21 protein-coding genes and 1 tRNA gene are annotated in these 21,404 nt (G+C 69.1%); 13 read left to right on the top strand and 9 right to left on the bottom strand.

Translation table 11 applies throughout. From position 1 onward, the window contains the following. Nucleotides 1-81: 81 nt before the first annotated feature. The 5 genes from A5622_RS21900 (at nucleotide 82) to rplA (ending at nucleotide 2,883) form a co-directional block, all read left to right on the top strand. A tRNA-Trp gene (locus tag A5622_RS21900) sits at nucleotides 82-154 on the top strand. Between the two features lie 95 nt (nucleotides 155-249). After that, nucleotides 250-699: a preprotein translocase subunit SecE gene (secE, locus tag A5622_RS21895; RefSeq protein WP_066881176.1), complete on the top strand. Its 450-nt coding sequence runs from the start codon at nucleotides 250-252 to the stop codon at nucleotides 697-699. 61 nt (nucleotides 700-760) lie between these two features. Then, nucleotides 761-1,573: a transcription termination/antitermination protein NusG gene (gene nusG / locus A5622_RS21890; RefSeq protein ID WP_066881175.1), complete on the top strand. Its 813-nt coding sequence runs from the start codon at nucleotides 761-763 to the stop codon at nucleotides 1,571-1,573. 47 nt (nucleotides 1,574-1,620) lie between these two features. Beyond that, the gene (gene rplK, locus A5622_RS21885; protein WP_003873569.1) at nucleotides 1,621-2,049 is read left to right on the top strand and encodes a 50S ribosomal protein L11; all 429 of its coding nucleotides are present in this window, start codon (nucleotides 1,621-1,623) and stop codon (nucleotides 2,047-2,049) included. A gap of 126 nt (nucleotides 2,050-2,175) precedes the next feature. Further along, on the top strand, nucleotides 2,176-2,883 hold the full coding sequence (rplA, locus tag A5622_RS21880; RefSeq protein WP_066881174.1) for a 50S ribosomal protein L1: 708 nt from the start codon (nucleotides 2,176-2,178) through the stop codon (nucleotides 2,881-2,883). 11 nt (nucleotides 2,884-2,894) lie between these two features. Here the strand turns inward: rplA and A5622_RS21875 are convergent, their stop codons facing one another. From A5622_RS21875 to A5622_RS21840, 8 genes are all read right to left on the bottom strand, one after another. Continuing rightward, nucleotides 2,895-4,112, bottom strand: a complete 1,218-nt coding sequence (locus A5622_RS21875) for an RNA polymerase sigma factor (protein ID WP_066881172.1) — start codon at nucleotides 4,110-4,112, stop codon at nucleotides 2,895-2,897. A 3-nt stretch (nucleotides 4,113-4,115) separates the two neighbouring features. Beyond that, on the bottom strand, nucleotides 4,116-4,814 hold the full coding sequence (locus A5622_RS21870; RefSeq protein ID WP_066881193.1) for a YciI family protein: 699 nt from the start codon (nucleotides 4,812-4,814) through the stop codon (nucleotides 4,116-4,118). Between the two features lie 102 nt (nucleotides 4,815-4,916). Further along, the gene (gene mmaA4 / locus A5622_RS21865; RefSeq protein ID WP_066869222.1) at nucleotides 4,917-5,813 is read right to left on the bottom strand and encodes a hydroxymycolate synthase MmaA4; all 897 of its coding nucleotides are present in this window, start codon (nucleotides 5,811-5,813) and stop codon (nucleotides 4,917-4,919) included. Between the two features lie 236 nt (nucleotides 5,814-6,049). Then, a complete protein-coding gene (locus A5622_RS21860; RefSeq protein WP_066881171.1) occupies nucleotides 6,050-6,910 on the bottom strand; it encodes a cyclopropane mycolic acid synthase family methyltransferase in 861 nt (286 codons plus the stop codon). A gap of 88 nt (nucleotides 6,911-6,998) precedes the next feature. Then, on the bottom strand, nucleotides 6,999-7,907 hold the full coding sequence (locus A5622_RS21855) for an alpha/beta fold hydrolase (protein ID WP_197505230.1): 909 nt from the start codon (nucleotides 7,905-7,907) through the stop codon (nucleotides 6,999-7,001). Nucleotides 7,908-7,915: 8 nt separating this feature from the next. Then, complete coding sequence (locus A5622_RS21850; RefSeq protein ID WP_066881167.1) at nucleotides 7,916-9,262, bottom strand: AarF/ABC1/UbiB kinase family protein; 1,347 nt, start codon at nucleotides 9,260-9,262, stop codon at nucleotides 7,916-7,918. 41 nt (nucleotides 9,263-9,303) lie between these two features. Further along, the gene (locus tag A5622_RS21845; RefSeq protein WP_066869485.1) at nucleotides 9,304-9,897 is read right to left on the bottom strand and encodes a DinB family protein; all 594 of its coding nucleotides are present in this window, start codon (nucleotides 9,895-9,897) and stop codon (nucleotides 9,304-9,306) included. A 22-nt stretch (nucleotides 9,898-9,919) separates the two neighbouring features. Then, nucleotides 9,920-10,441: a DinB family protein gene (locus A5622_RS21840; RefSeq protein WP_066869233.1), complete on the bottom strand. Its 522-nt coding sequence runs from the start codon at nucleotides 10,439-10,441 to the stop codon at nucleotides 9,920-9,922. A gap of 45 nt (nucleotides 10,442-10,486) precedes the next feature. Here A5622_RS21840 and A5622_RS21835 point away from each other — a divergent pair, with 45 nt between their 5' ends. The 6 genes from A5622_RS21835 (at nucleotide 10,487) to rplL (ending at nucleotide 17,976) form a co-directional block, all read left to right on the top strand. Then, on the top strand, nucleotides 10,487-14,656 hold the full coding sequence (locus tag A5622_RS21835) for an NEW3 domain-containing protein (RefSeq protein WP_066881165.1): 4,170 nt from the start codon (nucleotides 10,487-10,489) through the stop codon (nucleotides 14,654-14,656). After that, on the top strand, nucleotides 14,653-15,270 hold the full coding sequence (locus tag A5622_RS21830; RefSeq protein ID WP_066881160.1) for a malonyl CoA-ACP transacylase: 618 nt from the start codon (nucleotides 14,653-14,655) through the stop codon (nucleotides 15,268-15,270). The genes A5622_RS21835 and A5622_RS21830 overlap by 4 nt, the downstream gene beginning before the upstream one ends. Nucleotides 15,271-15,275: 5 nt before the next feature. Further along, nucleotides 15,276-16,193 carry an ROK family protein gene (locus A5622_RS21825; protein WP_066869243.1) on the top strand — a complete coding sequence of 306 codons (918 nt, stop codon included), beginning with the start codon at nucleotides 15,276-15,278 and terminating at the stop codon, nucleotides 16,191-16,193. 32 nt (nucleotides 16,194-16,225) lie between these two features. Then, the gene (locus tag A5622_RS21820; protein WP_066869246.1) at nucleotides 16,226-16,666 is read left to right on the top strand and encodes a DUF1772 domain-containing protein; all 441 of its coding nucleotides are present in this window, start codon (nucleotides 16,226-16,228) and stop codon (nucleotides 16,664-16,666) included. A 249-nt stretch (nucleotides 16,667-16,915) separates the two neighbouring features. Continuing rightward, nucleotides 16,916-17,536, top strand: a complete 621-nt coding sequence (gene rplJ, locus A5622_RS21815; RefSeq protein ID WP_066869251.1) for a 50S ribosomal protein L10 — start codon at nucleotides 16,916-16,918, stop codon at nucleotides 17,534-17,536. Nucleotides 17,537-17,580: 44 nt separating this feature from the next. Further along, entirely contained in the window at nucleotides 17,581-17,976 is a 396-nt protein-coding gene (gene rplL, locus A5622_RS21810) for a 50S ribosomal protein L7/L12 (RefSeq protein WP_066869254.1), read from the top strand. Between the two features lie 50 nt (nucleotides 17,977-18,026). Here the strand turns inward: rplL and A5622_RS21805 are convergent, their stop codons facing one another. Beyond that, a complete protein-coding gene (locus A5622_RS21805; protein ID WP_066881192.1) occupies nucleotides 18,027-18,704 on the bottom strand; it encodes a TetR/AcrR family transcriptional regulator in 678 nt (225 codons plus the stop codon). Nucleotides 18,705-18,775: 71 nt separating this feature from the next. On the opposite strand from A5622_RS21805, the gene A5622_RS21800 reads away from it, so the two are divergent. Together A5622_RS21800 and A5622_RS21795 are read left to right on the top strand one after the other, a co-directional pair. After that, the gene (locus tag A5622_RS21800) at nucleotides 18,776-20,293 is read left to right on the top strand and encodes a carotenoid oxygenase family protein (RefSeq protein WP_066881159.1); all 1,518 of its coding nucleotides are present in this window, start codon (nucleotides 18,776-18,778) and stop codon (nucleotides 20,291-20,293) included. Between the two features lie 182 nt (nucleotides 20,294-20,475). After that, on the top strand, nucleotides 20,476-21,404 hold a 929-nt coding region (locus tag A5622_RS21795), incomplete at its 3' end, for an ABC transporter ATP-binding protein (protein ID WP_066881157.1).

The following is a 21,404-nucleotide window of genomic DNA, read 5'->3' as shown; positions in this document are numbered from 1 at the left end:
TTTCCGTGAGTCGAGCAATCGGAAGGCGCGCGTGTCATGTAAGCCCCGGTAGGTAAGCGCAGGTTGGCCTGCCAACCGCGAAGGGGCGTAGCTCAACTGGCAGAGCAGCGGTCTCCAAAACCGCAGGTTGCAGGTTCAAGTCCTGTCGCCCCTGCTAATGGCGAACGTCCTGGCATGGTGGACACTGGAAGAAGGTTCCCACCTTCGGCGGGATGGTTCGCGAGTGACTAGCAGACAAAGGAGCATGCGGTGAGCGACGAAGGCGATGTTGCCAACGACGCCGCAAGCGACGGCACTGACAAAGAGGACGGCCGCGCGAGCGGCGGTCGGACGGCGGTGGTGACGCGGCCCCAGCGCCCCACGGGCAAGCGGTCCCGGCAGCGGGCGGCCGAGGCCGGCGAGGACGCCGTATCGCCGGACGACGTCGAAGCCGCGACGCCGGAGAAGACCAAAAAGGGCGCCAAAGCCAAGAAGGCCGCCAAGCCCAAGAAGGCCGGCGACCACCGGGTCAACCCCTTCGTGTTCGTCTACAACTACCTCAAGCAGGTCGTTGCAGAGATGCGGAAGGTCATCTGGCCCAACCGCAAGCAGATGCTCACTTACACCTCCGTTGTGCTGGCTTTCCTGGCCTTCATGGTGGCGCTGGTCGGCCTGGCGGATTTCGGCCTGACCAAGCTGGTGCTGCTGGTGTTCGGCTGAGCGAGTGACGCCGCTTTTGAATGTGACGCCGCTTTTGAATGTGACAGAGAGGACTCAAACCGTGACTACCTTCGACGGTGACCCGTCCGCGGGTGAAGCGGTCGACCTGAAAGGGACCGACGAGGCCGCCGAGGCGCAGGCCACGGATACCTCTGCGGCCGCCGAGGTCACCGAGGCGACTGCGGACCAAGCTGTCGACGAGACGGCCGAGGCCACCGAGGCGCCCGAGGCGCCGGCCGAGGACGAGGACGTCGACCCCGCCGTCGCGCTCAAGGCCGAACTGCGCTCCAAGCCCGGCGACTGGTATGTGATCCACTCCTATGCGGGCTACGAGAACAAGGTCAAAGCCAACCTCGAAACCCGTGTGCAGAACCTCGACGTCGGCGACTACATCTTCCAGGTGGAGGTGCCCACCGAAGAGGTCACCGAGATCAAGAACGGCCAGCGCAAGCAGGTCAACCGCAAGGTGCTGCCCGGCTACATCCTGGTGCGCATGGACCTGACCGACGACTCGTGGGCCGCGGTGCGCAACACCCCCGGCGTCACCGGGTTCGTCGGGGCCACCTCGCGTCCGTCGGCGCTGACCCTCGACGACGTGGTCAAGTTCCTGCTGCCGCGCGGCGCGACGAAGAAGGCCGCCAAGGGTGCGGCCACCACGGCGGCCGCCGCCGAGGTCGGCGGGCTGGAACGTCCGGCCATCGAGGTCGACTACGAGGTCGGCGAATCGGTGACGGTCATGGACGGCCCGTTCGCGACGCTGCCCGCCACGATCAGCGAGGTCAACGGCGAACAGCAGAAGCTCAAGGTGCTGGTGTCCATCTTCGGCCGCGAAACCCCGGTCGAATTGACCTTCAGCCAAGTCTCCAAGCTCTAACCGGCGCATACGCCGGGCGTAAAACCAGGAAGGAACAGCACAATCTCATGGCCCCGAAGAAGAAAGTCGTCGGGCTGATCAAGCTTCAGATCCAGGCGGGGCAGGCCAACCCGGCGCCGCCGGTCGGGCCCGCGCTCGGTCAGCACGGCGTCAACATCATGGAGTTCTGCAAGGCGTACAACGCCGCCACGGAGAACCAGCGCGGCCAGGTCATCCCGGTGGAAATCACGGTCTACGAGGACCGCAGCTTCACCTTCGCGCTCAAGACGCCGCCCGCCGCCAAGCTGTTGCTCAAGGCCGCCGGCGTGGGCAAGGGATCGGCCGAGCCGCACAAGAACAAGGTCGCCAAGGTCAGCTGGGATCAGGTCAAGGAGATCGCCGAGACCAAGAAGGCCGACCTGAACGCCAACGACATCGACGCGGCCGCCAAGATCATCGCCGGCACCGCCCGGTCGATGGGTATCACCGTCGAGTAACACCCGCACCACCACCGTGGGAGGGCCAGCTTCGGCCCGCCGTCGGACGACGATGCAGGCCGGCAACGGCCTGAGGAGGAGTCCGACACCAGACAACCACGACCCAACATCGGATTGGATGAATCAATGAGCAAGAACAGCAAGGCATATCGCGCCGCCGCCGAGAAGGTGGACCGCGACAACCTCTACTCCCCGCTGGAGGCGGCCAAGCTCGCCAAGGAGACGTCGTCGAGCAAGCAGGACTCGACCGTCGAGGTGGCGATCCGGCTCGGCGTCGACCCCCGCAAGGCCGACCAGATGGTCCGCGGCACGGTCAACCTGCCGCACGGCACCGGTAAGACCGCCCGCGTCGCCGTGTTCGCCGTCGGCGACAAGGCCGAGCAGGCGCAGGCCGCCGGCGCCGACATCGTCGGCAGCGACGACCTGATCGAGAAGATCCAGGGCGGCTGGCTGGAATTCGACGCCGCGATCGCGACCCCGGACCAGATGGCCAAGGTGGGTCGCATCGCCCGGGTGCTCGGCCCCCGCGGCCTGATGCCGAACCCCAAGACCGGCACCGTGACCCCCGATGTCGCCAAGGCCGTGGCCGACATCAAGGGCGGAAAGATCAACTTCCGGGTGGACAAGCAGGCCAACCTGCACTTCGTCATCGGCAAGGCCTCGTTCGACGAGAAGGCGCTGGCCGAGAACTACGGCGCCGCGCTGGACGAGGTGCTGCGGCTCAAGCCGTCCGCGTCCAAGGGCCGCTACCTGAAGAAGATCGTGGTCTCGACGACGACCGGCCCGGGTATCCCGGTGGACCCCGCCGTCACCCGCAATTTCGCGGAGTCCTGAGCCCGGGCGGGTTATCCGCCGCACTCGACGATGCGCCGCCGCAGAAACTCGCGGCCCGGGTCCGATCCGTTGGACTCCAACGCGGCTCGATACCAGGGCAGCGCGTCGGCGGGTCTGCCGGCGCGCCGCAGCAGGTCGGCGCGCACGGTCGCGCTCAGATTGGTGCGGGTTAGCCGCGGGTCGCGTGCCACCTCGTCCAGGGCGGCCAGGCCGGCGTCGGGGCCGTCGCGGAATCCGAGGGCCAGCGCCCGGTTGGCGGCCACCACCGGCGAGTTGGTCAGCGCGAGCAGCCGGTCGTAGGCGGCGCAGATGGTGACCCAGTCGGTCTGCTCCCAGGACGGCGCCGTGGCGTGCAGCGCCGCGATCACCGCCTGGGGCAGATAGGGGCCCGTCGAGCCCTCAGCGTGACGCAACCGCTCGAGACCGCGCGCGATGCGGCCCCGGTCCCACCGGCGCCGGTCCTGGTCCTCGAGCGGCACCAGCATGCCGGCCTCGTCCACCCGGGTGGCGCGCCGCGAATCGTGCAGCAGCATCAGCGCGGACAAGGCGTGCGCCTCCGGCTCGTCGGGCAGCAGCACGCACAACTCCCCGCCCAGCCGGATCCCTTCGTCGCACAGGTCGTCGCGGACGGCCGAGGGGCCCGCGGTCGACCAATAGCCCTCGGTGAAAACCGAATAGACGCAACCGAACACGTGCGGTGTGCGCTCGGGCAGCAAGTCGGGGGGCGGCACCCGCAGCGGGATGTTGGCGTGCCGAATCTTATTCTTGGCGCGCGTGATCCGCTGCCCGATCGCCGTCTCGGTCTGCAGCAGCGCGCGGGCGATCTCGCCGACGGTCAAACCCGACACCAGCCGCAGCGTCAGCGCCAATTGTGACTGTCGGTCCAGCGCCGGGTGGGCGCAGGTGAACATCATCCGCAGCTCGTCGTCGCGAACCGGATGCGGTTCGGTGTGATCGGTGCGAGTCCGAATATCGTCGACCACCGCCGCCAATTCCTTTCCGGGACGCGCGGATTCGCGGCGCAGCCGGTCCCGGGCGCGGTTACGGCCGACGGTCACCAGCCATCCACCGGGGTTGGCGGGCACCCCGTCGCGCGGCCAGGTGCGCAACGCTTCGGCGCAGGCCTCCTGGACGGCGTCCTCGGCGACGGTGAGGTCACCCGACCACCGCGCGAGCGCGGCCACGGCCGGTCCCCATTCCCGGCGGAAGACGCCGTCCAGGTCGGCCATCGGCTACAGGCCGGAGACGCCCGCCAGCTGGCGCAGTTGCACGGTCGAGGCGGGAATCATCGAGGCGATCTTGACGGCCTCGTCGCGATCGGTGGCGCTGAGCAGATAGATGCCGGTGGCGATCTCGGCGCCCTCGACGTAGGGCCCGTCGGTGATGAGGACCTCGCCGTCGCGCACCCGAACCGTCGTCGCCGTGGACCGGTCGTGCAGGGCCGCACCGCCGATCACGTGATCGCCGGCGGCGGCGTGCAGGTCCGCGTGCTTGGCGGCCGTCGCCTCCCACTCCGGCGTGCCCGGGGTGTGTGCCGATTCGGCCGGCTCCAACAGCAGCGCGAGCCAGTCGTTGCCGGTCAGCTTGCGCGACGGCTCGATCGAGTGGACCACCGGCCACAGCTCGACCGCCCCGAATGCGGCCACCGGGACGTCGCGGGCCAGCGCGAGCGCCTCGTCCAGGTTTTCCGCTTCGAAGACGTAGTAGCCGCAGGCCACCTCGGCGGTCTCCGCGAAGGGGCCGTCGGTGACCACCGGGGCGTCCGGACCGCCGGTGACCACCACCGCGGCCGCGGCCGGGGCCAGCGCGTCACCGGCTTTGATGGCCGAGCCGGCTTTTTGGTGAAAGCTCTCGAAGGCCGCCATCGCGGTGGCGGCATCGTCGGGCGCACGGTCCTGCTCCTTGCTGATCAACAAGGCGAAGTACTGCATGGTCGTCACCTCCGGTAGTGAGCGAAGCCCTGTGCTCCACTCTCTACCTACTCGACGAACCGCGCAGCGCCAATCCGACAGGCGCGCAGATGTCAGGCCGGACTAGTTGGAGGCACCCGGCTTGAGGTAGGTGACCAGGCTGACGTCGAGCATCTCGTCGGCGAAGTAGTGCTCGCAGCCGCGCAGGTACTTGATGTAGCGGTTGTACACCTCTTCGGAGGTGACCTCGATGGCCTTGTCCCGGTTCGACTCCAGTGTGTCGCCCCAGATGTGCAGCGTCTTGATGTAGTGCGGCCGCAGCGAAAGCGGTTCGGGCACAACGAATCCGGCCTTCTCGCCATGATCGACCATCATCTGGGTGGACGGCAGCCGGCCGCCCGGGAAAATCTCGGTGACGATGAACTTGATGAACCGCGCCGTCTCGAACGTCAGCTTCTTGCCACGGGCGTGCAGGTCGCTGGGGTGGTAACTGACGCTGCTCTGGACGGTCATCCGGCCGTCGTCGGGCATGATGTCGAACGTCCGCTTGAAGAAGTCGTCGTAGTTCTCGTGGCCGAAGTGCTCGAAGGCCTCGATGGACACGATGCGGTCGACGGGCTCGTTGAAGTCCTCCCAGTTCTGCAGGCGGACCTCCCGCGAGCGGTCGCTGTCGACGGAACCGAGCAGCGCCTCGGCGCGGGCGTGCTGGTTCTTCGACAGCGTCAGGCCGATGACGTTGACGTCGAACCGCTCGACGGCGCGCTTCATGGTGGTGCCCCACCCGCAGCCGATGTCCAGCAGGGTCATGCCCGGCTTGAGGTCCAGCTTGTCCAGGTTCAGGTCGATCTTGGCGTACTGGGCCTCTTCCAGGCTCATGTCGTCGCGCTCGAAGTACGCGCAGCTGTAGATCCGGGACGGATCCTGGAACAGGCCGAAGAAGTCGTCGGAGACGTCGTAATGCGCCTGGATGTCCTCCGAACGCGTGCGCGTCTTCGTCGGGCTAGTCGGTTGCTCAGCCATTTTCGTCCTGTTCTCCTGGATGAGATCCACTTCCTATGACCCGCGCACCCATCCGAGGGGTCAAGTTTGACCAGCAACGATACCCAACGTCGTGGCGTGCTTCGGCAAGGGTGCAAGTGCGCGTCGCGGAGCCGACCGCGGTTACGCAGTCTACTTTTCCAGGGTGAACTGGTTGACGTCCACCCAGCCGAACCTAAGACGTTGGCCCGGCCGGTCGTGCTGGCCGGGGCCGGCCGCTACTTGGTGAGGGTGTACTGGGCGACGTTGGAGATGCCCTTGCGGAAAAGCTCCGCGCAGCCGGTCAGATAGCGCATGAAGCGGTCGTAGACCTCTTCGGACTGGATGGCGATGGCGCGGTCGCGATTCGCCTCGAGATTGGCCGCCCACATGTCCAGCGTGCGCGCGTAATGCGGCCGCAGGTATTGGGTGTGTTCGAGCGAGAAACCTGCCTGCTGGGAAAGGTCGACGATATCGGGTTCGCCGCACATCTGCCCGCCCGGGAAAATCTCCTTGCCGAGAAAATGCAGAAAACGCAGGTCGGACATCGTGATTTTGATGCCGACCTCCTTCCAGTGCGACTGCGGATGCGTGAAAATGCTGTGCATCAGCATGCGGCTGCCCTCCGAAAGGGTCTTATATGCCCAATCCCAGAACGCGGGCCAACGTTCCTTTTTGAACGCGTCGAAGGCCTCGAAGCTGATGATCCGGTCGACCTGCTCGTCGAACTCTTCCCACCCCTGCAGCCGGGCCTCGGCCCGCCGGGTTGTCGGGATCGCCGCCAGCCGCGCCTTGGTGCGCGCGTAGTGGTTCCGGCTCAGCGTGATGCCAATGACATTGACGTCGTATTTCTCCAGCGCACGGACCACGGCACCGCCCCAGCCGCACCCGACGTCGAGCACCGTCATCCCCGGCTCGAGATTCATCTTGTCCAGGGCCAGATCGATCTTCGCGAGCTGCGCCTCTTCCAGCGTCATGTCGTCGTTCTTGAAGTAGGCGCAGGTGTACACCATGTTCGGGTCCAGGAACAGCGCGAAAAAGTCGTCTGAAATGTCGTAGGTTGCCTGCGACTCTTCGTAATACGGCTTCAGCTTGGCCAATTGAGACACCCACCCTTCTGTGCCAACCGTACAGCCCTGCGACATGGACTGAAAATCGCGGGGATGCGTTTCTACCGAATGATTTTGGCTAACCGGCCCTGTCGAAGTTTTTCGTCAACACGTCGATCACCTGATCCCACAACTGCTGTGGAAGATCATGGCCCATGCCGTCGAATGTCACCAATCGGGCGCCATCGATCGCCCGCGCCACGGCGCGGCCACCGAACGGCCGCATCAGCTTGTCCGCCCGGCCGTGGATCACCACCGTGGGGGCGGTGGTCTGCCGGTTGTAGCGACGCAGGCTGCCGCTGCCCAGCACCGCCCCGAAATGCCTCGCGACGCCCTGCGGGTAGTAGTTGCGGTCGTAGCCCTCGGCGGCCTCGGCGCGGGCCTGCTCTTCGGGCACCCGGTAGCGCGGGCTGCCGATGATGTTGCCGACGCGCACCGCGTTGTCGATGATCACCTCGCGCGGCGCGTCGGGCGGCGGGCCCTTGAGCAGCGCCAGCAACGCACGCGGGGCCGGCGGCGGCAGCAGCGCCGAGTTGTTGCTGGAAAAGATGATCGCGAGGGACTTGGTCCGCTCCCGGAATCGCGCGGCGAAGATCTGCGCGATCATGCCGCCCATCGACGCCCCGACGATGTGGGCGCGGTCGATCCCCAGCTGGTCCAGCACGGCGGCGGCGTCGTCGGCCATGTCCTCGAGCCGGTAGGCCGACCGGCTGGGCAGACCCAGCCAGGACCGCACCAACTTGACCACCAGCGGCTGACCCGAGCTGCGGTGTTGGGTCTTGCTGGACAGGCCGACGTCGCGGTTGTCGTACCGGATGACCCGCAGACCGTGGCCGACCAGCTTCTCGCAGAACGCGATCCGCCACAGCAGCAGCTGGGCGCCCAGGCCCATGATGAGCAGGACGGGCGGGTCGTCGATGTCGCCCATGTCCTCGTAATACAGCTTCAGATCGCCGGAAATGGCATGCCCCGTGCGGACCTGCACCAGAAAAGCTCCTATACCTCGATGTCGGAGGAGTGCTCGCGGCTGACTTCGACCATGAAGTTCGCGAAATAGCCGGTCAGTTGCGGATCCGACATCATCTGCCACTTGGGCGCCAGCAGCTTCATGTACCGCTCGACGTAGAGGAATTGCTTGCCGATCAGCACCAGCTCGCGGGGAAGCTTGACGTCGTAGGCGTCGGCCAGCGCCGACAGCTGCCGGCCGATGTCCGCGTAGGACATGTCGCCCAGGGTCTGCATGGTCAGCGGGGTGGCGAACTTCTCCAAATCCTTGGCGGCCTCGGCCTCCGGCTTCATGGTGCCGACGGCGCCCATCAGCACCACGATCTTGCCCGCCGCTGCGTGGTCCTTCTTGACCAGCAGCGCGTACACCAGCTCGCGCAGCAACCAGCGGGTGCGGGGATCGATGCGGCCCATGATCCCGAAGTCGAAGAAGACGATGCGACCCTGGTCGTCGACGTAGAGGTTCCCCGCGTGCAGGTCGCCGTGGAACAACCCGTGCCGCAGCCCGCCCTCGAACAGTGAGAACAGCAGCGCCTTCACCAGCTCGGTGCCGTCGAACCCGGCCTTGCGGATGGCGGCGACGTCGTCGATGCGGATCCCGTGCACCCGCTCCATCGTCAGCACGCGGTCGCTGGTGAAGTCCCAGAACACCTGCGGCACCCGGATGTTCTTGCCGAGCGGGGAGGCGTGCAGGTGCGCCACCCACGCCTCCATCGACTGCGCCTCCAGCCGGAAGTTCAGCTCCTCGGCCAGGTTGTCGGAGAAGTCGGCGACCACGTCTTGCGCCGAGAGCCGGCGGCCCAGCTTGGCCAGTTCGACGGCCTGGGCAAAACGCTTGAGGATCTGCAGGTCGGCCGCGACCCGGCGCCGGATGCCCGGGCGCTGGATCTTGACGACGACCTCCTCGCCGGTGTGCAGGGTGGCGTAGTGCACCTGCGCGATCGACGCCGACGCGAACGGCGTCTCGTCCCATTTGGCGAACAACTCGGACGGGTCGCCGCCGAGATCCTCGACGAAAAGCTTGTGCACTTCCTCGGAGTCGGCGGGCGGTACCCGGTCGAGCAGGCCGCGGAACTCGCGGGACAGCGATTCGCCGAACGCCCCGGGACTGGACGCGATGATCTGTCCGAATTTGACGTACGTCGGCCCCAGGTCGGCGAAGGTCTGCGGGAGCTGCTTGATCACCTTCTGCTGCCACGGGCCGCGACCCGGCAGCTTGGTGATGATGCGAGCGGCGGTGCGGGTGACCTGCCAACCTGTCACGGCGACCCGGGCCGCTTCGACCGGCAACGGCACCCGGTCGAGCTTGGCCCCCTCTCGGTGTTTGGTAGAGCTCATCAGTGCAGTGTGCCAAATGGGCGCGGATGAGTCCCAATCCTCTAACCCGGGCGCTCACCGCTATCGCCGGGTTTCCAGGGCTGCACCCAGCCCTCGATCGCCCAGCCCTCCCGCGCGGCGATCAGCTCGTACATGGTGGCGCCGTCGATCGTCTCCCGGATGATGTCGGCATGCCCGGCATGCCGGGCCAGCTCGTTGATCACGTGCAGGATCACCCAGCGCACCGACCAGGCCCGCTGGTCCTTGGGAAACCACGGGATGTCCCGCGGGACGGGCACCGCGGCGTCCAGGTCCGCGGACTCCACCAGCCGCAGCGTCGTCGCGTTCTGGGCCCTGAACGCGTCCAGCAGCCCGGCCAGCGTCTCGTCGGGCCGCATCACGTGCTGATCGGCGAACTCCCTGCTGATCTGCTCGAACGGACGGGGGTCTTTCGGCGGCGCGCCGGGCGCGGCGGCCACCCGCGCCATCCAGGTGCGCTGCATGCCGGTGGCGTGCTTGACCAGCCCGCCGATCGACAGCGCGCTGACCGAGGGCGTAGAGCGGGCCTGATCGTCGGTGAGGCCGTGGCTGACGGCGAAATACGCGCTCTGGTGATAGGCCAGGAATTCGCGCAGGGCGCTGCGTTCGTCGGCCACCGGCGGGGCGAGGGCGGGCATGTCAATCCTTCCTGTTGTGGACGTAAAGGTCGCGCAGGCAAGCAATTTCGGCGCCGTGATGGATCGCTTCTCGATTGATGTGCAAAACCAGCTCGGTCAGCGGGTAGTCGGCGTATGGCCCTTCGGCCGCGCCGCAGCGGCGGGTCAGGTCGGCGGCGGACAGCGAGCGCACGCCGGTGATCCACCTCGCGTACGTCTCGTCGAGCTGCCGCAGCGCGGTGGCGGCCTCGGTCGCATAGTCCCAACTCTGGTAGTCGGCCGGCGGTCCGCCGAAATGGTGATGGGCACGCATCGCGAATACGCCGACGATGACGTGCGCCATGCGCCACGCGATCGTGGTGAACGGTGCCGGGCTGGGCGCCGGGAACGCGAAATCGATCGACCCGTCCGGATGCACGGTCCAGCAGTCGGGCACGGGCTGCCAGAAGTACTCGTCGTCGGTCAGGCCGTCCAGGCGCGGGCGCAATTGGTTGTGCCAGTGCCAGTCGAGTTGATCGGCCAGTTGGGTGGTCAAATCCGCCATGACGGTCAGCTTTCCAGCAACCCCGCGTCGCCGTAAGGTGCGGGCATGCAGGTGACTTCGGTGGCCTCGACCGAACTGTTCGTCGGACCGCCGGACACCCCGCTGCAGCTGGTGCGGGTCACCCTCGCGGGGGTGAGCGGGCCGACGTCGGTCCGCATCGACGGGGACGGGCTGACGGGCGAAGCGGTCGCCGATCTCAGCGACGAGGTCGTCGAGGTCCCCGTCACCGTTCACGGTCCCGTCGTCGGGCAACGCCGGCCGGCGCGGGCGCACGTCGGCGGCCAGCGGCTGCCGTTCGAGTTCACCGTGGCCGAGCCCGGCTGGACGATGTTCATGGTCAGCCACTTCCACTACGACCCGGTGTGGTGGAACACCCAGGGCGCCTACACCAGCGAGTGGACCGAGGACCCGCCGGGGCGGGCCCGCCAGCGCAACGGGTTCGACCTGGTGCACGCCCATCTGGAGATGGCGCGCCGCGATCCCGACTACAAGTTCGTGCTGGCCGAGGTCGACTATCTCAAGCCGTACTGGGACACCCGCCCCGAAGACCGGGCCGACCTGCGCCGGTTCATCGACCAGGGCCGCGTCGAGGTGATGGGCGGCACCTACAACGAACCCAACACCAACCTCACCAGCCCGGAAACGACGATTCGCAACCTGGTGCACGGCATGGGTTTTCAGCGCCACGTCGTCGGGGCTGACCCGGCGACCGCCTGGCAGCTGGACGTGTTCGGCCACGACCCGCAGTTCCCGGGCATGGCCGCCGATGCCGGGCTGACGTCGAGTTCGTGGGCCAGGGGACCGCACCACCAGTGGGGTCCCGCGCTGGGCGACGGCGACGTGGAGCGCATGCAGTTCGCCAGCGAGTTCGAATGGATCTCGCCGTCGGGCCGCGGGCTGCTTACCCACTACATGCCGGCGCACTATTCGGCGGGGTGGTGGATGGACTCCGCGGCGTCGCTGGGCGAGGCCGAGGAGGCGACGTGCGAGCTCTTCGACCAGCTCAAGAAGGTCGCGTTGACCCGCAACGTGTTGCTGCCGGTCGGCACCGACTACACCCCGCCCAACAAGTGGGTCACCGAGATCCACCGCGACTGGGCCGCCCGCTACACGTGGCCGCGGTTCGTGTGCGCGCTGCCCAGCGAGTTCTTCGCGGCGGTGCGCGCCGAGCTGGGGCGGCGCGACTGCGTGCCGTCGCCGCAAACCCGGGACATGAACCCGATCTACACCGGCAAGGACGTGTCCTACATCGACACCAAGCAGGCCAACCGGGCCGCCGAGACCGCCGTCCTGGCGGCCGAGCGTTTCGCGGTCTTCGCCGGGCCGCTGACCGGCGCCCCTTACCCGCAGGCCGCGCTGGCCAAGGCGTGGGTGCAGCTGGCCTACGGCGCGCACCACGACGCCATCACCGGGTCGGAATCCGACCAGGTGTACCTGGACCTGCTGACCGGGTGGCGCGACGCCTGGGAGCTGGGCCGCGCGGCCCGCGACAGCTCGCTGGCCCTGCTGTCCGGCGCCGTGGGCGGGGGCGGGGGCGACGTGATCGTGTGGAATCCGCTGAGCTGTCCGCGCACCGACGTCGTCACCGCCCACCTCGACCGGCCGGTCGGCGCCGGGGTCCGGGTGCTCGACGCCGACGGTGCCGAGCTGGCGGCGCACGTCGAGCACGGCGGGCGGTCGGTCAGCTGGTTGGCCGGCGAGGTGCCGTCGCTGGGTTGGCGGGCCTACCGGCTGGTCCCCGGTGAAGGCGGCGAACCGGCCGGCTGGGAACCGGTGCCGGGAACGGCGATCCGCAACGAGCACTACCGGATCGAGGTCGACCCGGTGCGCGGCGGGGGCGTCGCCTCGCTGATCCAGGACGGGCGCGAACTGATGGCAGCCGGGCGGGTGGGCAACGAGCTCGCCGTCTACGAGGAATACCCGGCGCACCCGAGCCAGGGCGAGGGCCCGTGGCATCTGCTGCCCAAGGGGCCGATGGTGTGCTCGTCGGAAGGCCCCGCAGACGTGCGGGCCTGGCACGGGCCGCTGGGTCAGCGGCTGGTGGTGCGGGGCCGGATCGGGTCGCTGCTGCGCTACACCCAAACCCTGACGTTGTGGCGCGGGGTCGCGCGGGTGGACTGCCGCACCACGATCGACGAGTTCACCGGCGCCGACCAGTTGGTGCGGCTGCGCTGGCCGTGCCCGGTGCCGGGCGCCATGCCGATCAGCGAGGTGGGCGACGCCGTCATCGGCCGCGGTTTCGCCCTGCTGCACGACGGATCGCGCGCCATGGACACCGCCCAGCACCTGTGGACCCTGGACAACCCGGCGTACGGCTGGTTCGGCCTGTCCTCGGCGGCCCGGGTCCGAATCTCGGGCGCCGACGTGCGGGCGATAGCGGTCGCCGAGGTGGTGTCGCCGACGGAGACGCTGTCGGGGCCGCTGGCCCGGGAGTTGATGGTCGCGCTGGTCCGCGCCGGCGTCACGGCCACCTGCGGCGGCGCCGACAAGCCGCGCTACGGCAACCTCGCAGTCGATTCCAACCTGCCCGACGCGCGCATCGCGCTGGGCGGGCCCGGTCGCAACGCCTTCGCCGCGGCCGTGTTGGCCGAGGCCCCGGCGCACGCCGAGGAGCTGGACCGCCAGTTGGCGGCGACCGGCCGGGCCCTCGTGTGGGTGCCCGCCGAGACGCCGCTGGACGCGGTGTGGGTGCCCGACGCCGACCTGCGTCCGCCGCGGGCGTTGCCGGTGCTGATCATCGACGGCGGCGACGACGACCAGCTACGGGCCGCGATCGCCGCGGTGGTCGACGACCTCGGCGACGCCGAGATCGCCGTCGCCCAGCAAGCGGCGGCAGAAACGGGCGCTTTCGAGGACCGCACCGTCGCCCTGCTCAACCGCGGGGTGCCCAGCTTCGCCGTCGACACCGAGGGCACCCTGCACACCGCGCTGATGCGGTCCTGCACCGGTTGGCCGTCGGGCATCTGGATCGACGACCCGCGCCGCACCGCGCCGGACGGCTCCAACTTCCAACTGCAGCACTGGACGCACCACTTCGACTACGCGTTGGTCAGCGCGGCGGGTGACTGGCGGCGCGCCCGGATCGCCACCCACAGTGCGCAGTTCTCCCAGCCGCTGCTCGCCGTCACGCCGGACCGCCGCGGGGGCGCGCTCCCGCCGGCCGGGTCGCTGCTGCGCGTCGAGCCCGCCGAATCGGTACAGCTGGCCGCCCTCAAGGTGGCCGGCAATCCGCTGACCGCGGGCAGCGCGGCGCCGCTGGACCCGAACGCGGTCGCCCTGCGCCTGGTGGAGACCACCGGCGCGGGCACGCCCGTCGTTCTTAAGTCCGACGTCGCGACGCTGACCAGCCTGCACCGCGCCGACCTGCTGGAATCGCGCGCCGAACCCGTATCGTCGGTCGAGCTGCACGGCTATGAGGTGGCGACCGTGCTGGCCCGGTTCGACGCGTCCCGGGCGGCGACCGGCGCCGCCGCGCCGGCCCCGCACGCCGAGGCCGCGCAGCCGCTGTACGCGCGGTATTGGCTGCACAATCGCGGCCCCGCGCCCCTCGGCGGGCTGCCGGCGGTCGCCCATTTGCACCCGGTGCAGCTGACCGCCCAACCCGGCGACGAGGTGACGCTGCGGCTCACCGCGGCCAGCGACAGCACCGACGCCACCCTTCCCGGCGCCGTCACCCTCAGGTGTCCGGACGGCTGGACGGCCACGCCCGCCCACCTGCCCTTCACCCTGGGCGCCGGCGATCACCTGCACACCGACGTGGTGCTGAGGGTCCCGGCTGGCACCCCACCCGGGCGCTACCCGGTGCGCGCCGAACTGCGCGTCGCCGGCGAAGGCGTCCCGGCCTCCTGGCGACAGCCCGTCGAGGACGTGTGCGTGGTGACGGTGGGCGAGCCCGGCGACCTGATCTTCCTGGGCGGCGGCCCCGCCGAGGTCACGCTCGCACCCGGCGACGCGGGCGACCTGACGGTCACGGTCGGCAGCCACGCCGGGGCCGACCTGGCGCTGGAGGCCCATCTGATCAGCCCGTGGGGCACCTGGGAGTGGATGGGTCCCGCCGCGCTCGGCGCGGTGCTGCCCGCCCGCGGCGCCGTCGACTTAGTCTTCCAGCTGACCCCGCCGGCCTGGCTGGCCCCCGGCCAGTGGTGGGCGCTGGTGCGGGTCGGTTGCGCCGGCCGGCTGGTCTACTCGCCGGCGGTGAAGGTGACGGTGACATGAGCACAGACCGGATCGCGACCGTGGCCGGCCTGCCCGTACCGTCGGGCGTGCTCGACGCCGCCGAGGCGCGGCTGCGCGCCGGGCGCGATGCGGCCGCCCTGCCGGTCACCGGCACCAGCGAGGGCCGCCAACTGCGGCGGTGGCTGACCCAGCTGATCGTCACCGAGCGGGTGGTCGCCGTGGAGGCGGCCGCGCGCGGCCTGACCGCGAGCGGCGCCCCATCCGAGGCCGAGCTGCTGCCCGACGTGACCGCCCGGCTGGAGATCGGCAGCGTCGCCGCGGCCGTGCTGGCCGACCCGCGTGCCCGGGCGCTGTTCGCCGATGTCACCGCGGCGGTGCAAGTGGGCGACGCCGAGGTGGCCGCCTACCACGCCCGCAACCCGCTGCGGTTCGCCGCGCCGTTATCGGGCGAACACGGTTGGCGCACACCGGCGCTGGCCGCGCCGCCGCTGGACGAGGTGCGCCCGGCGATCGAAGGGCATCTGCGCGGCGCCGCGCGGCGCCGCGCATTCCGGCTGTGGCTGGACGAGCGGCGCGCCGCGCTGGTGGAGCTGACGCCCGGCTACGAGCATCCCGGTGACCCCCGGCAACCCGACAACACCCACCGGCACTGAGCGCCATGCTCACCCTCGCGCTGGATATCGGCGGCACGAAAATCGCTGCGGGACTGGTGGATTCGGGGGGGAAGCTGGTGTACACCGCCATCCGCCCAACTCCGGTCACGACCGCCCCCGACGACGTCTGGGCCGCCGTCGAAGCGACGATCGCCGACGCCCTGGGGACGGCGGACGCCGCCGTCACCGCGGTGGGGATCGCGTCGGCCGGGCCCATCGATCTGCGCAGCGGATCCGTCAGCCCCATCAACATCGGCAGCTGGGACCGGTTCCCGTTGCGCGACAGGGTCGCCGCGGCGGTGCCCGGGCTGCCGGTGGTTCTGGCCGGCGACGGCGTCTGTATGGCGTTGGGGGAGCACTGGATTGGAGCGGGCAAAACGGCGGGGCCCGACGCCCGATTCCTGCTCGGCATGGTGGTCTCCACCGGGGTGGGCGGCGGCCTGGTGTTCGACGGCGTCCCCTACTCGGGGCGCACCGGCAACGCCGGTCACGTCGGGCACGTGGTGGTCGAGCTGGATGGCCGGCCCTGCACCTGCGGCGGGCACGGCTGCGTCGAAACCGTCGCGTCCGGGCCGTGGATGGTGCGCTGGGCGCGGGAAAACGGATGGTCCGCGCCGGCCGGCGCCGGCGCGAGCGACCTGGCCGCCGCCGCGGCATCAGACCCGTTGGCGCAGCGGGCGTTTCAGCGCGGAGCCAACGCGCTTGCCGCGATGATCGCCTCCGTCGGTGCGGTGTGCGATCTGGACCTGGTGGTGATCGGGGGAGGCGTCGCCAGATCCGGGCCGCTGCTCTTCGACCCGCTGCGCGCGAAGCTCGCCGAATACGCCGGCCTGGACTTCTTGTCCGGGCTGCGGGTGGTGCCGGGGGAACTCGGCGGTGCGGCCGGTCTGATCGGCGCCGCCCGGCTCGCGGGCCTCGGCTGACCCCACGCGGGTTTCATGCCAAGGTCATTGTCATGAACCACAGCATCGACGCCCTCGCGGTCGTGGTCACCGGGCTGCTGGTCGGTGTGGAGCTGGCGGTCGCGGTGTTCTTCCACCCGCTGATCGCCCGGCTGCCCGACGACGCCTTCCGGGCGGCGCGCGGCGGCGCCGGCCGGGCGCTGGGCACGACGATGCCCTTCTGGTACGCCATCGTCCTGCTGCTGTTGGTGTCGCTTGCGGTCCAGGAGCGCGGCGCCCCACGCGATTGGCTCTGCGGCGTCGCCGCGGGCCTGATGGCCGTGGTGGTGTTGTCGACGGTCGCCCTGCTGGTGCCGATCAACAACCGCATCGCGAAGTGGCCCAGCACCGGTGAGCTCTCGCGTGAGCTCGCCGCCCGCTGGGATCGCCGGCACCGCGTGCGGGTGATCCTGCTGCTGGCGGTGTTCGTGCTGCTGGCCCTCGCCGTCACCTGAGTCCGCCGTTTTGGCTGACCGCGCCAGGTCGCGCTATTCTGTTGGCCGATCCACCGAAGACCGTCGGTCACCGAGCAATCGGTTGAAGGTCCGGGAGCATCCCGGCGGCCCACGCAGGAGGACGAGGCATCAGCGCCGGCTCGCGCCGGCGCATTTTCACGCCCCGGCCGCTTCTGCGCCGGGGCGTTCGTCGTTCTTGCGGGGGATCGAGACGACACGTCGCATTGACTTTCACTTCAGGAGGTAGGCATGGCCAGGGCTGACAAGGCCACCGCCGTTGCAGACATCGCCGAGCAGTTCAAGGAATCGACCGCGACCCTGATCACGGAATACCGCGGTCTGACCGTCGCCAACCTGGCCGAACTGCGGCGCTCGCTGGGCGGGGCGGCCACCTACTCGGTGGCCAAGAACACGCTGGTCAAGCGGGCGGCCTCGGAGGCCGGGGTCGAGGGGCTCGACGAGCTTTTCGCCGGCCCGACGGCCATCGCCTTCGTCACCGGGGAACCGGTCGACGCCGCCAAGGCGATCAAGACCTTCGCCAAGGAACACAAGGCGCTGGTCATCAAGGGCGGCTACATGGACGGCCGTGCGCTGACGGTCGCCGAAGTCGAGCGCATCGCCGACCTCGAGTCGCGCGAGGTGCTGCTGGCCAAGCTGGCCGGCGCGATGAAGGGCAACCTGGCCAAGGCGGCCGGGCTGTTCAACGCTCCGGCGTCGCAGGTCGCCCGCCTGGCGGCCGCTCTGCAGGAGAAGAAGGCCGCAGAGGGGCCAGCAGCTCCGGCAGAGCCCGCGCCCGCCGCGGAATCCACCCCGGAACCCGCTTCGGAAGCACCCGCTGAGGCGCCGGAAACCCCGGCCGAAGCCGAATAACAACCACCCCGGAACCTGGGAAAAACAAGGAAGGACCCACACCCATGGCAAAGCTGTCCACTGACGACCTGCTCGACGCGTTCAAGGAAATGACCCTGCTCGAGCTCTCCGACTTCGTGAAGAAGTTCGAGGAGACCTTCGAGGTCACCGCGGCCGCCCCGGTCGCCGTTGCCGCCGCCGGCGGTGGCGCCGCCGGTGGCGCGCCCGCCGAGGCCGCCGAGGAGCAGTCGGAGTTCGACGTCATCCTCGAGGCCGCCGGCGACAAGAAGATCGGCGTCATCAAGGTGGTCCGCGAGATCGTCTCCGGCCTGGGCCTCAAGGAGGCCAAGGACCTGGTCGACGGCGCCCCCAAGCCGCTGCTGGAGAAGGTGGCCAAGGAGGCCGCCGACGAGGCCAAGACCAAGCTCGAGGCCGCCGGCGCCACCGTCACCGTCAAGTAAGTCACTGCGCACCAAACCCCCGGGATGGCGATCCCGGGGGTTTCGTGCGCTCAGCGCCCCTGCATCGCCGTGTGCAGCGAGCGGGTAACCCGCTCCGGTGAATCACCAAGGGCGACAAGCAGGTTCGACGTCATCGAGCCGAGCACCGGCACGACGGCCGAGCTGTCAGCGCCGTAATAGCCGGCCAGCTCCAGCATGACGAACCCGTGGATCAACGCCCAGAACTGGGCCGCGGTGGCCACCACGGACGCGTCGTCGGTCGCGGCGCCGGCGGCGATCCGGCCGGCCACCATGCAGCGGTGCACTCCGCGCACCACGTGCGCGAAGCTCGGGTAGTCCCGCTCGATCTCGGCGACGGTCAGCGTCAGGACGTTGTGGGCGGGTGCGTTGATGCCGTGCGCGCTGGTGCTGCCGAACATCAGCCGGTACATGTGCGGGCGCTCGATGGCGTAGCGGCGGTAGGCCGCCCCGATCACGAACAGGTCCGCGACCGGGTCGTCGGTGCGCGGCACCGTCAGCGCGGCGTCGAACTGGCGCAGGCCCTCCTCGGCCACCTCGGCGATGAGCCCGCGCATCCCGCCGAAATGGGTGTAGACCGCCATCGTGGAGGTCCCCGCGGCGCCGGCCACCTTGCGGGTCTGCAGGGCGTCGGGTCCGTCCTCGTCGAGCAGGGCGACCGCCGCGTGCAGCATCCCCTCGCGGATGCTGCGCTGAACGTCTGAAGTCATCGTTGCCATCTTCTCATCGGCGGCGTACCGTGCCAATAACGCTGAAATAACAATGTTATAGGAGCTCAGTCATGGCGACTGCGACACCCGTCAAGCCCGGCAATCCCTACCTCGAGGACTTTCTCGCGCCGGTGCGCACCGAGGTCACCGCGCACGACCTGCGCGTCACCGGGCACATCCCCGACCACCTCGACGGGCGCTACCTGCGCAACGGGCCCAACCCGGTCGCCGAGGTGAACCCGGCCGTCTACCACTGGTTCAGCGGCGACGGCATGGTGCACGGGGTGGCGCTGCGCGGCGGCGAGGCGCGCTGGTATCGCAACCGGTGGGTGCGCACCGCCCACGTCTGCGCCGAACTCGGCGAGCCGGCGCCCAGCGGATTGGACCCGCGGGCGGGCATGCTCTCCGTCGGGCCCAACACCAACGTGCTGAGCCATGCCGGACAAACCCTCGCGCTCGTCGAGGGGGGCGGGACGAACTACCGCCTGACCGACGAGTTGGACACCGAGGGGCATTGCGATTTCGACGGGACGTTGTTCGGGGGCTACACCGCACATCCGCACGCCGATCCGCGGACCGGCGAATTGCACGCCGTCTCCTACTCGTTCACCCGCGGGCGCACCGTGCAGTACTCGGTCATCGACACCGCCGGCCGGGCTCGGCGCACGGTGGACATCGAGGTCGGCGGGTCGCCGATGATGCACGACTTCTCGCTGACCGACAAATACGTGGTGATCTACGACCTGCCGGTGACCTTCGACCCCGTGCAGGTGATGCCGACCAACGTGCCGCGCTGGCTGAGTCTGCCGGCCCGGCTGGTGCTGCAGTCGCTCATCGGACGCGTGCGGGTGCCCAGCCCGATGACGACCGTGATCAACCGCAATCGCGAGCCGATCAACCGGATGCCCTACCGCTGGAACCCCGGCTACCAAGCGCGCATCGGCGTCATGCCGAGGGAGGGCCACGGGAGCAATGCGGGCAAGGATGGCATCCGCTGGTTCGACATCGAACCCTGCTACGTCTACCACCCGCTCAACGCCTACTCCGAGATGCGTGCTGGCGCAGAGGTTCTGGTGCTCGACGTGGTGCGCTACTCGCGGATGTTCGACCGCGACCTGCGCGGTCCCGGCGACAGCCTGCCGACGCTGGACCGCTGGACCGTCAACCTGGCCACCGGGGCGGTCACCAGCGAGCGCCGCGACGATCGTCCACAGGAATTCCCACGGATCAACGAGTCGCTGTTGGGTGGGCGGCACCGGTACGGCTACACCATCGGCACCGAGGGCGGTTACCTGTCCGGCGGGGCGGCCGAGATGACCACCGCACTGTACAAACACGACTACGCCACGGGTTCTTGCGCGGCCGCCGGCCTGGATGCCGGCCTTTTGCTCGGCGAGATGTCCTTTGTGCCCAATCCCACACCCCGCGCCGAGGATGACGGCATCCTGATCGGCTTCGGCTATCACCGCGAGCACGACGAGGGCCAACTGCTCTTGCTGGACGCGCAGACGCTCGAGCAGGTCGCCACCGTGCACCTGCCGCAGCGGGTGCCGATGGGCTTCCACGGCAACTGGGCGCCCACTGGCTAACGGTTGGCTAACACGTGCGTCAAATAAGTTGTGCCATCGGGGCTTCCGGCTGATCTCAGGACGGCCAATTTTTCCCGGCAGTGCTCCGCATCCCTGATGCCGTGTGGCAGCCGTGCGCTACAGTGACTCATGCCACACAAAAGGGCAGGTGGCGGGCACGAGTGTCGACGGAAGGATTCCCCATGGGCGTCGCTATCGAGGTGAATGGACTGACGAAGTCCTTCGGCTCCTCGAGGATTTGGGAAGACGTGACGTTGGAAATCCCCGCCGGGGAGGTCAGCGTCCTGCTGGGGCCGTCGGGTACCGGCAAATCCGTGTTCCTGAAGTCCTTGATCGGTTTGTTGCGGCCCGAGCGCGGCTCGGTCGTCATCGACGGCACGGACATCCTGCAATGTACGGCCAAGGAGCTCTACGAGATCCGCACGCTGTTCGGTGTGATGTTCCAGGACGGCGCCCTGTTCGGATCGATGAACCTGTTCGACAACGCGGCTTTCCCGCTGCGCGAGCACACCAAGAAGAAGGAAGGCGAGATCCGTGACATCGTCATGGAGAAGCTGACCCTGGTCGGTCTCGGCGGCGACGAGAAGAAGTTCCCCGGAGAGATCTCCGGTGGTATGCGCAAGCGCGCCAGCCTGGCCCGCGCCCTGGTGATGGACCCGCAGATCATCCTCTGCGACGAGCCCGACTCCGGTCTGGACCCGGTCCGTACCGCCTACCTGAGCCAGTTGATCCTCGACATCAACGCCCAGATCGACGCCACGGTGCTGATCGTTACCCACAACATCAACATCGCCCGCACGGTGCCGGACAACATGGGCATGCTGTTCCGCCGCAAGCTGGTCATGTTCGGCCCGCGCGAGGTGCTGCTGACCAGCGACGAGCCCGTCGTGCGGCAGTTCCTCAACGGTCGCCGGATCGGACCGATCGGCATGTCCGAGGAGAAGGACGAGGCGACGATGGCCGAAGAGCAGGCCGCCCTGGACGCCGGCCAGCATGCCGGCGGTGTCGAGGAGATCGAGGGCGTGCCCCCGCAGATCGTCGCCTCGCCGGGCATGCCGGAGCGCAAGGCCGTCGCCCGCCGCCAGGCGCGGGTGCGTGAGATCCTGCACAC

The organism is Mycobacterium sp. 1245801.1 (assembly GCF_001673055.1).
In the GTDB taxonomy this organism is placed as follows: domain Bacteria; phylum Actinomycetota; class Actinomycetes; order Mycobacteriales; family Mycobacteriaceae; genus Mycobacterium; species Mycobacterium europaeum_A.
This window is presented reverse-complemented; position numbering and strand designations above follow the sequence as displayed.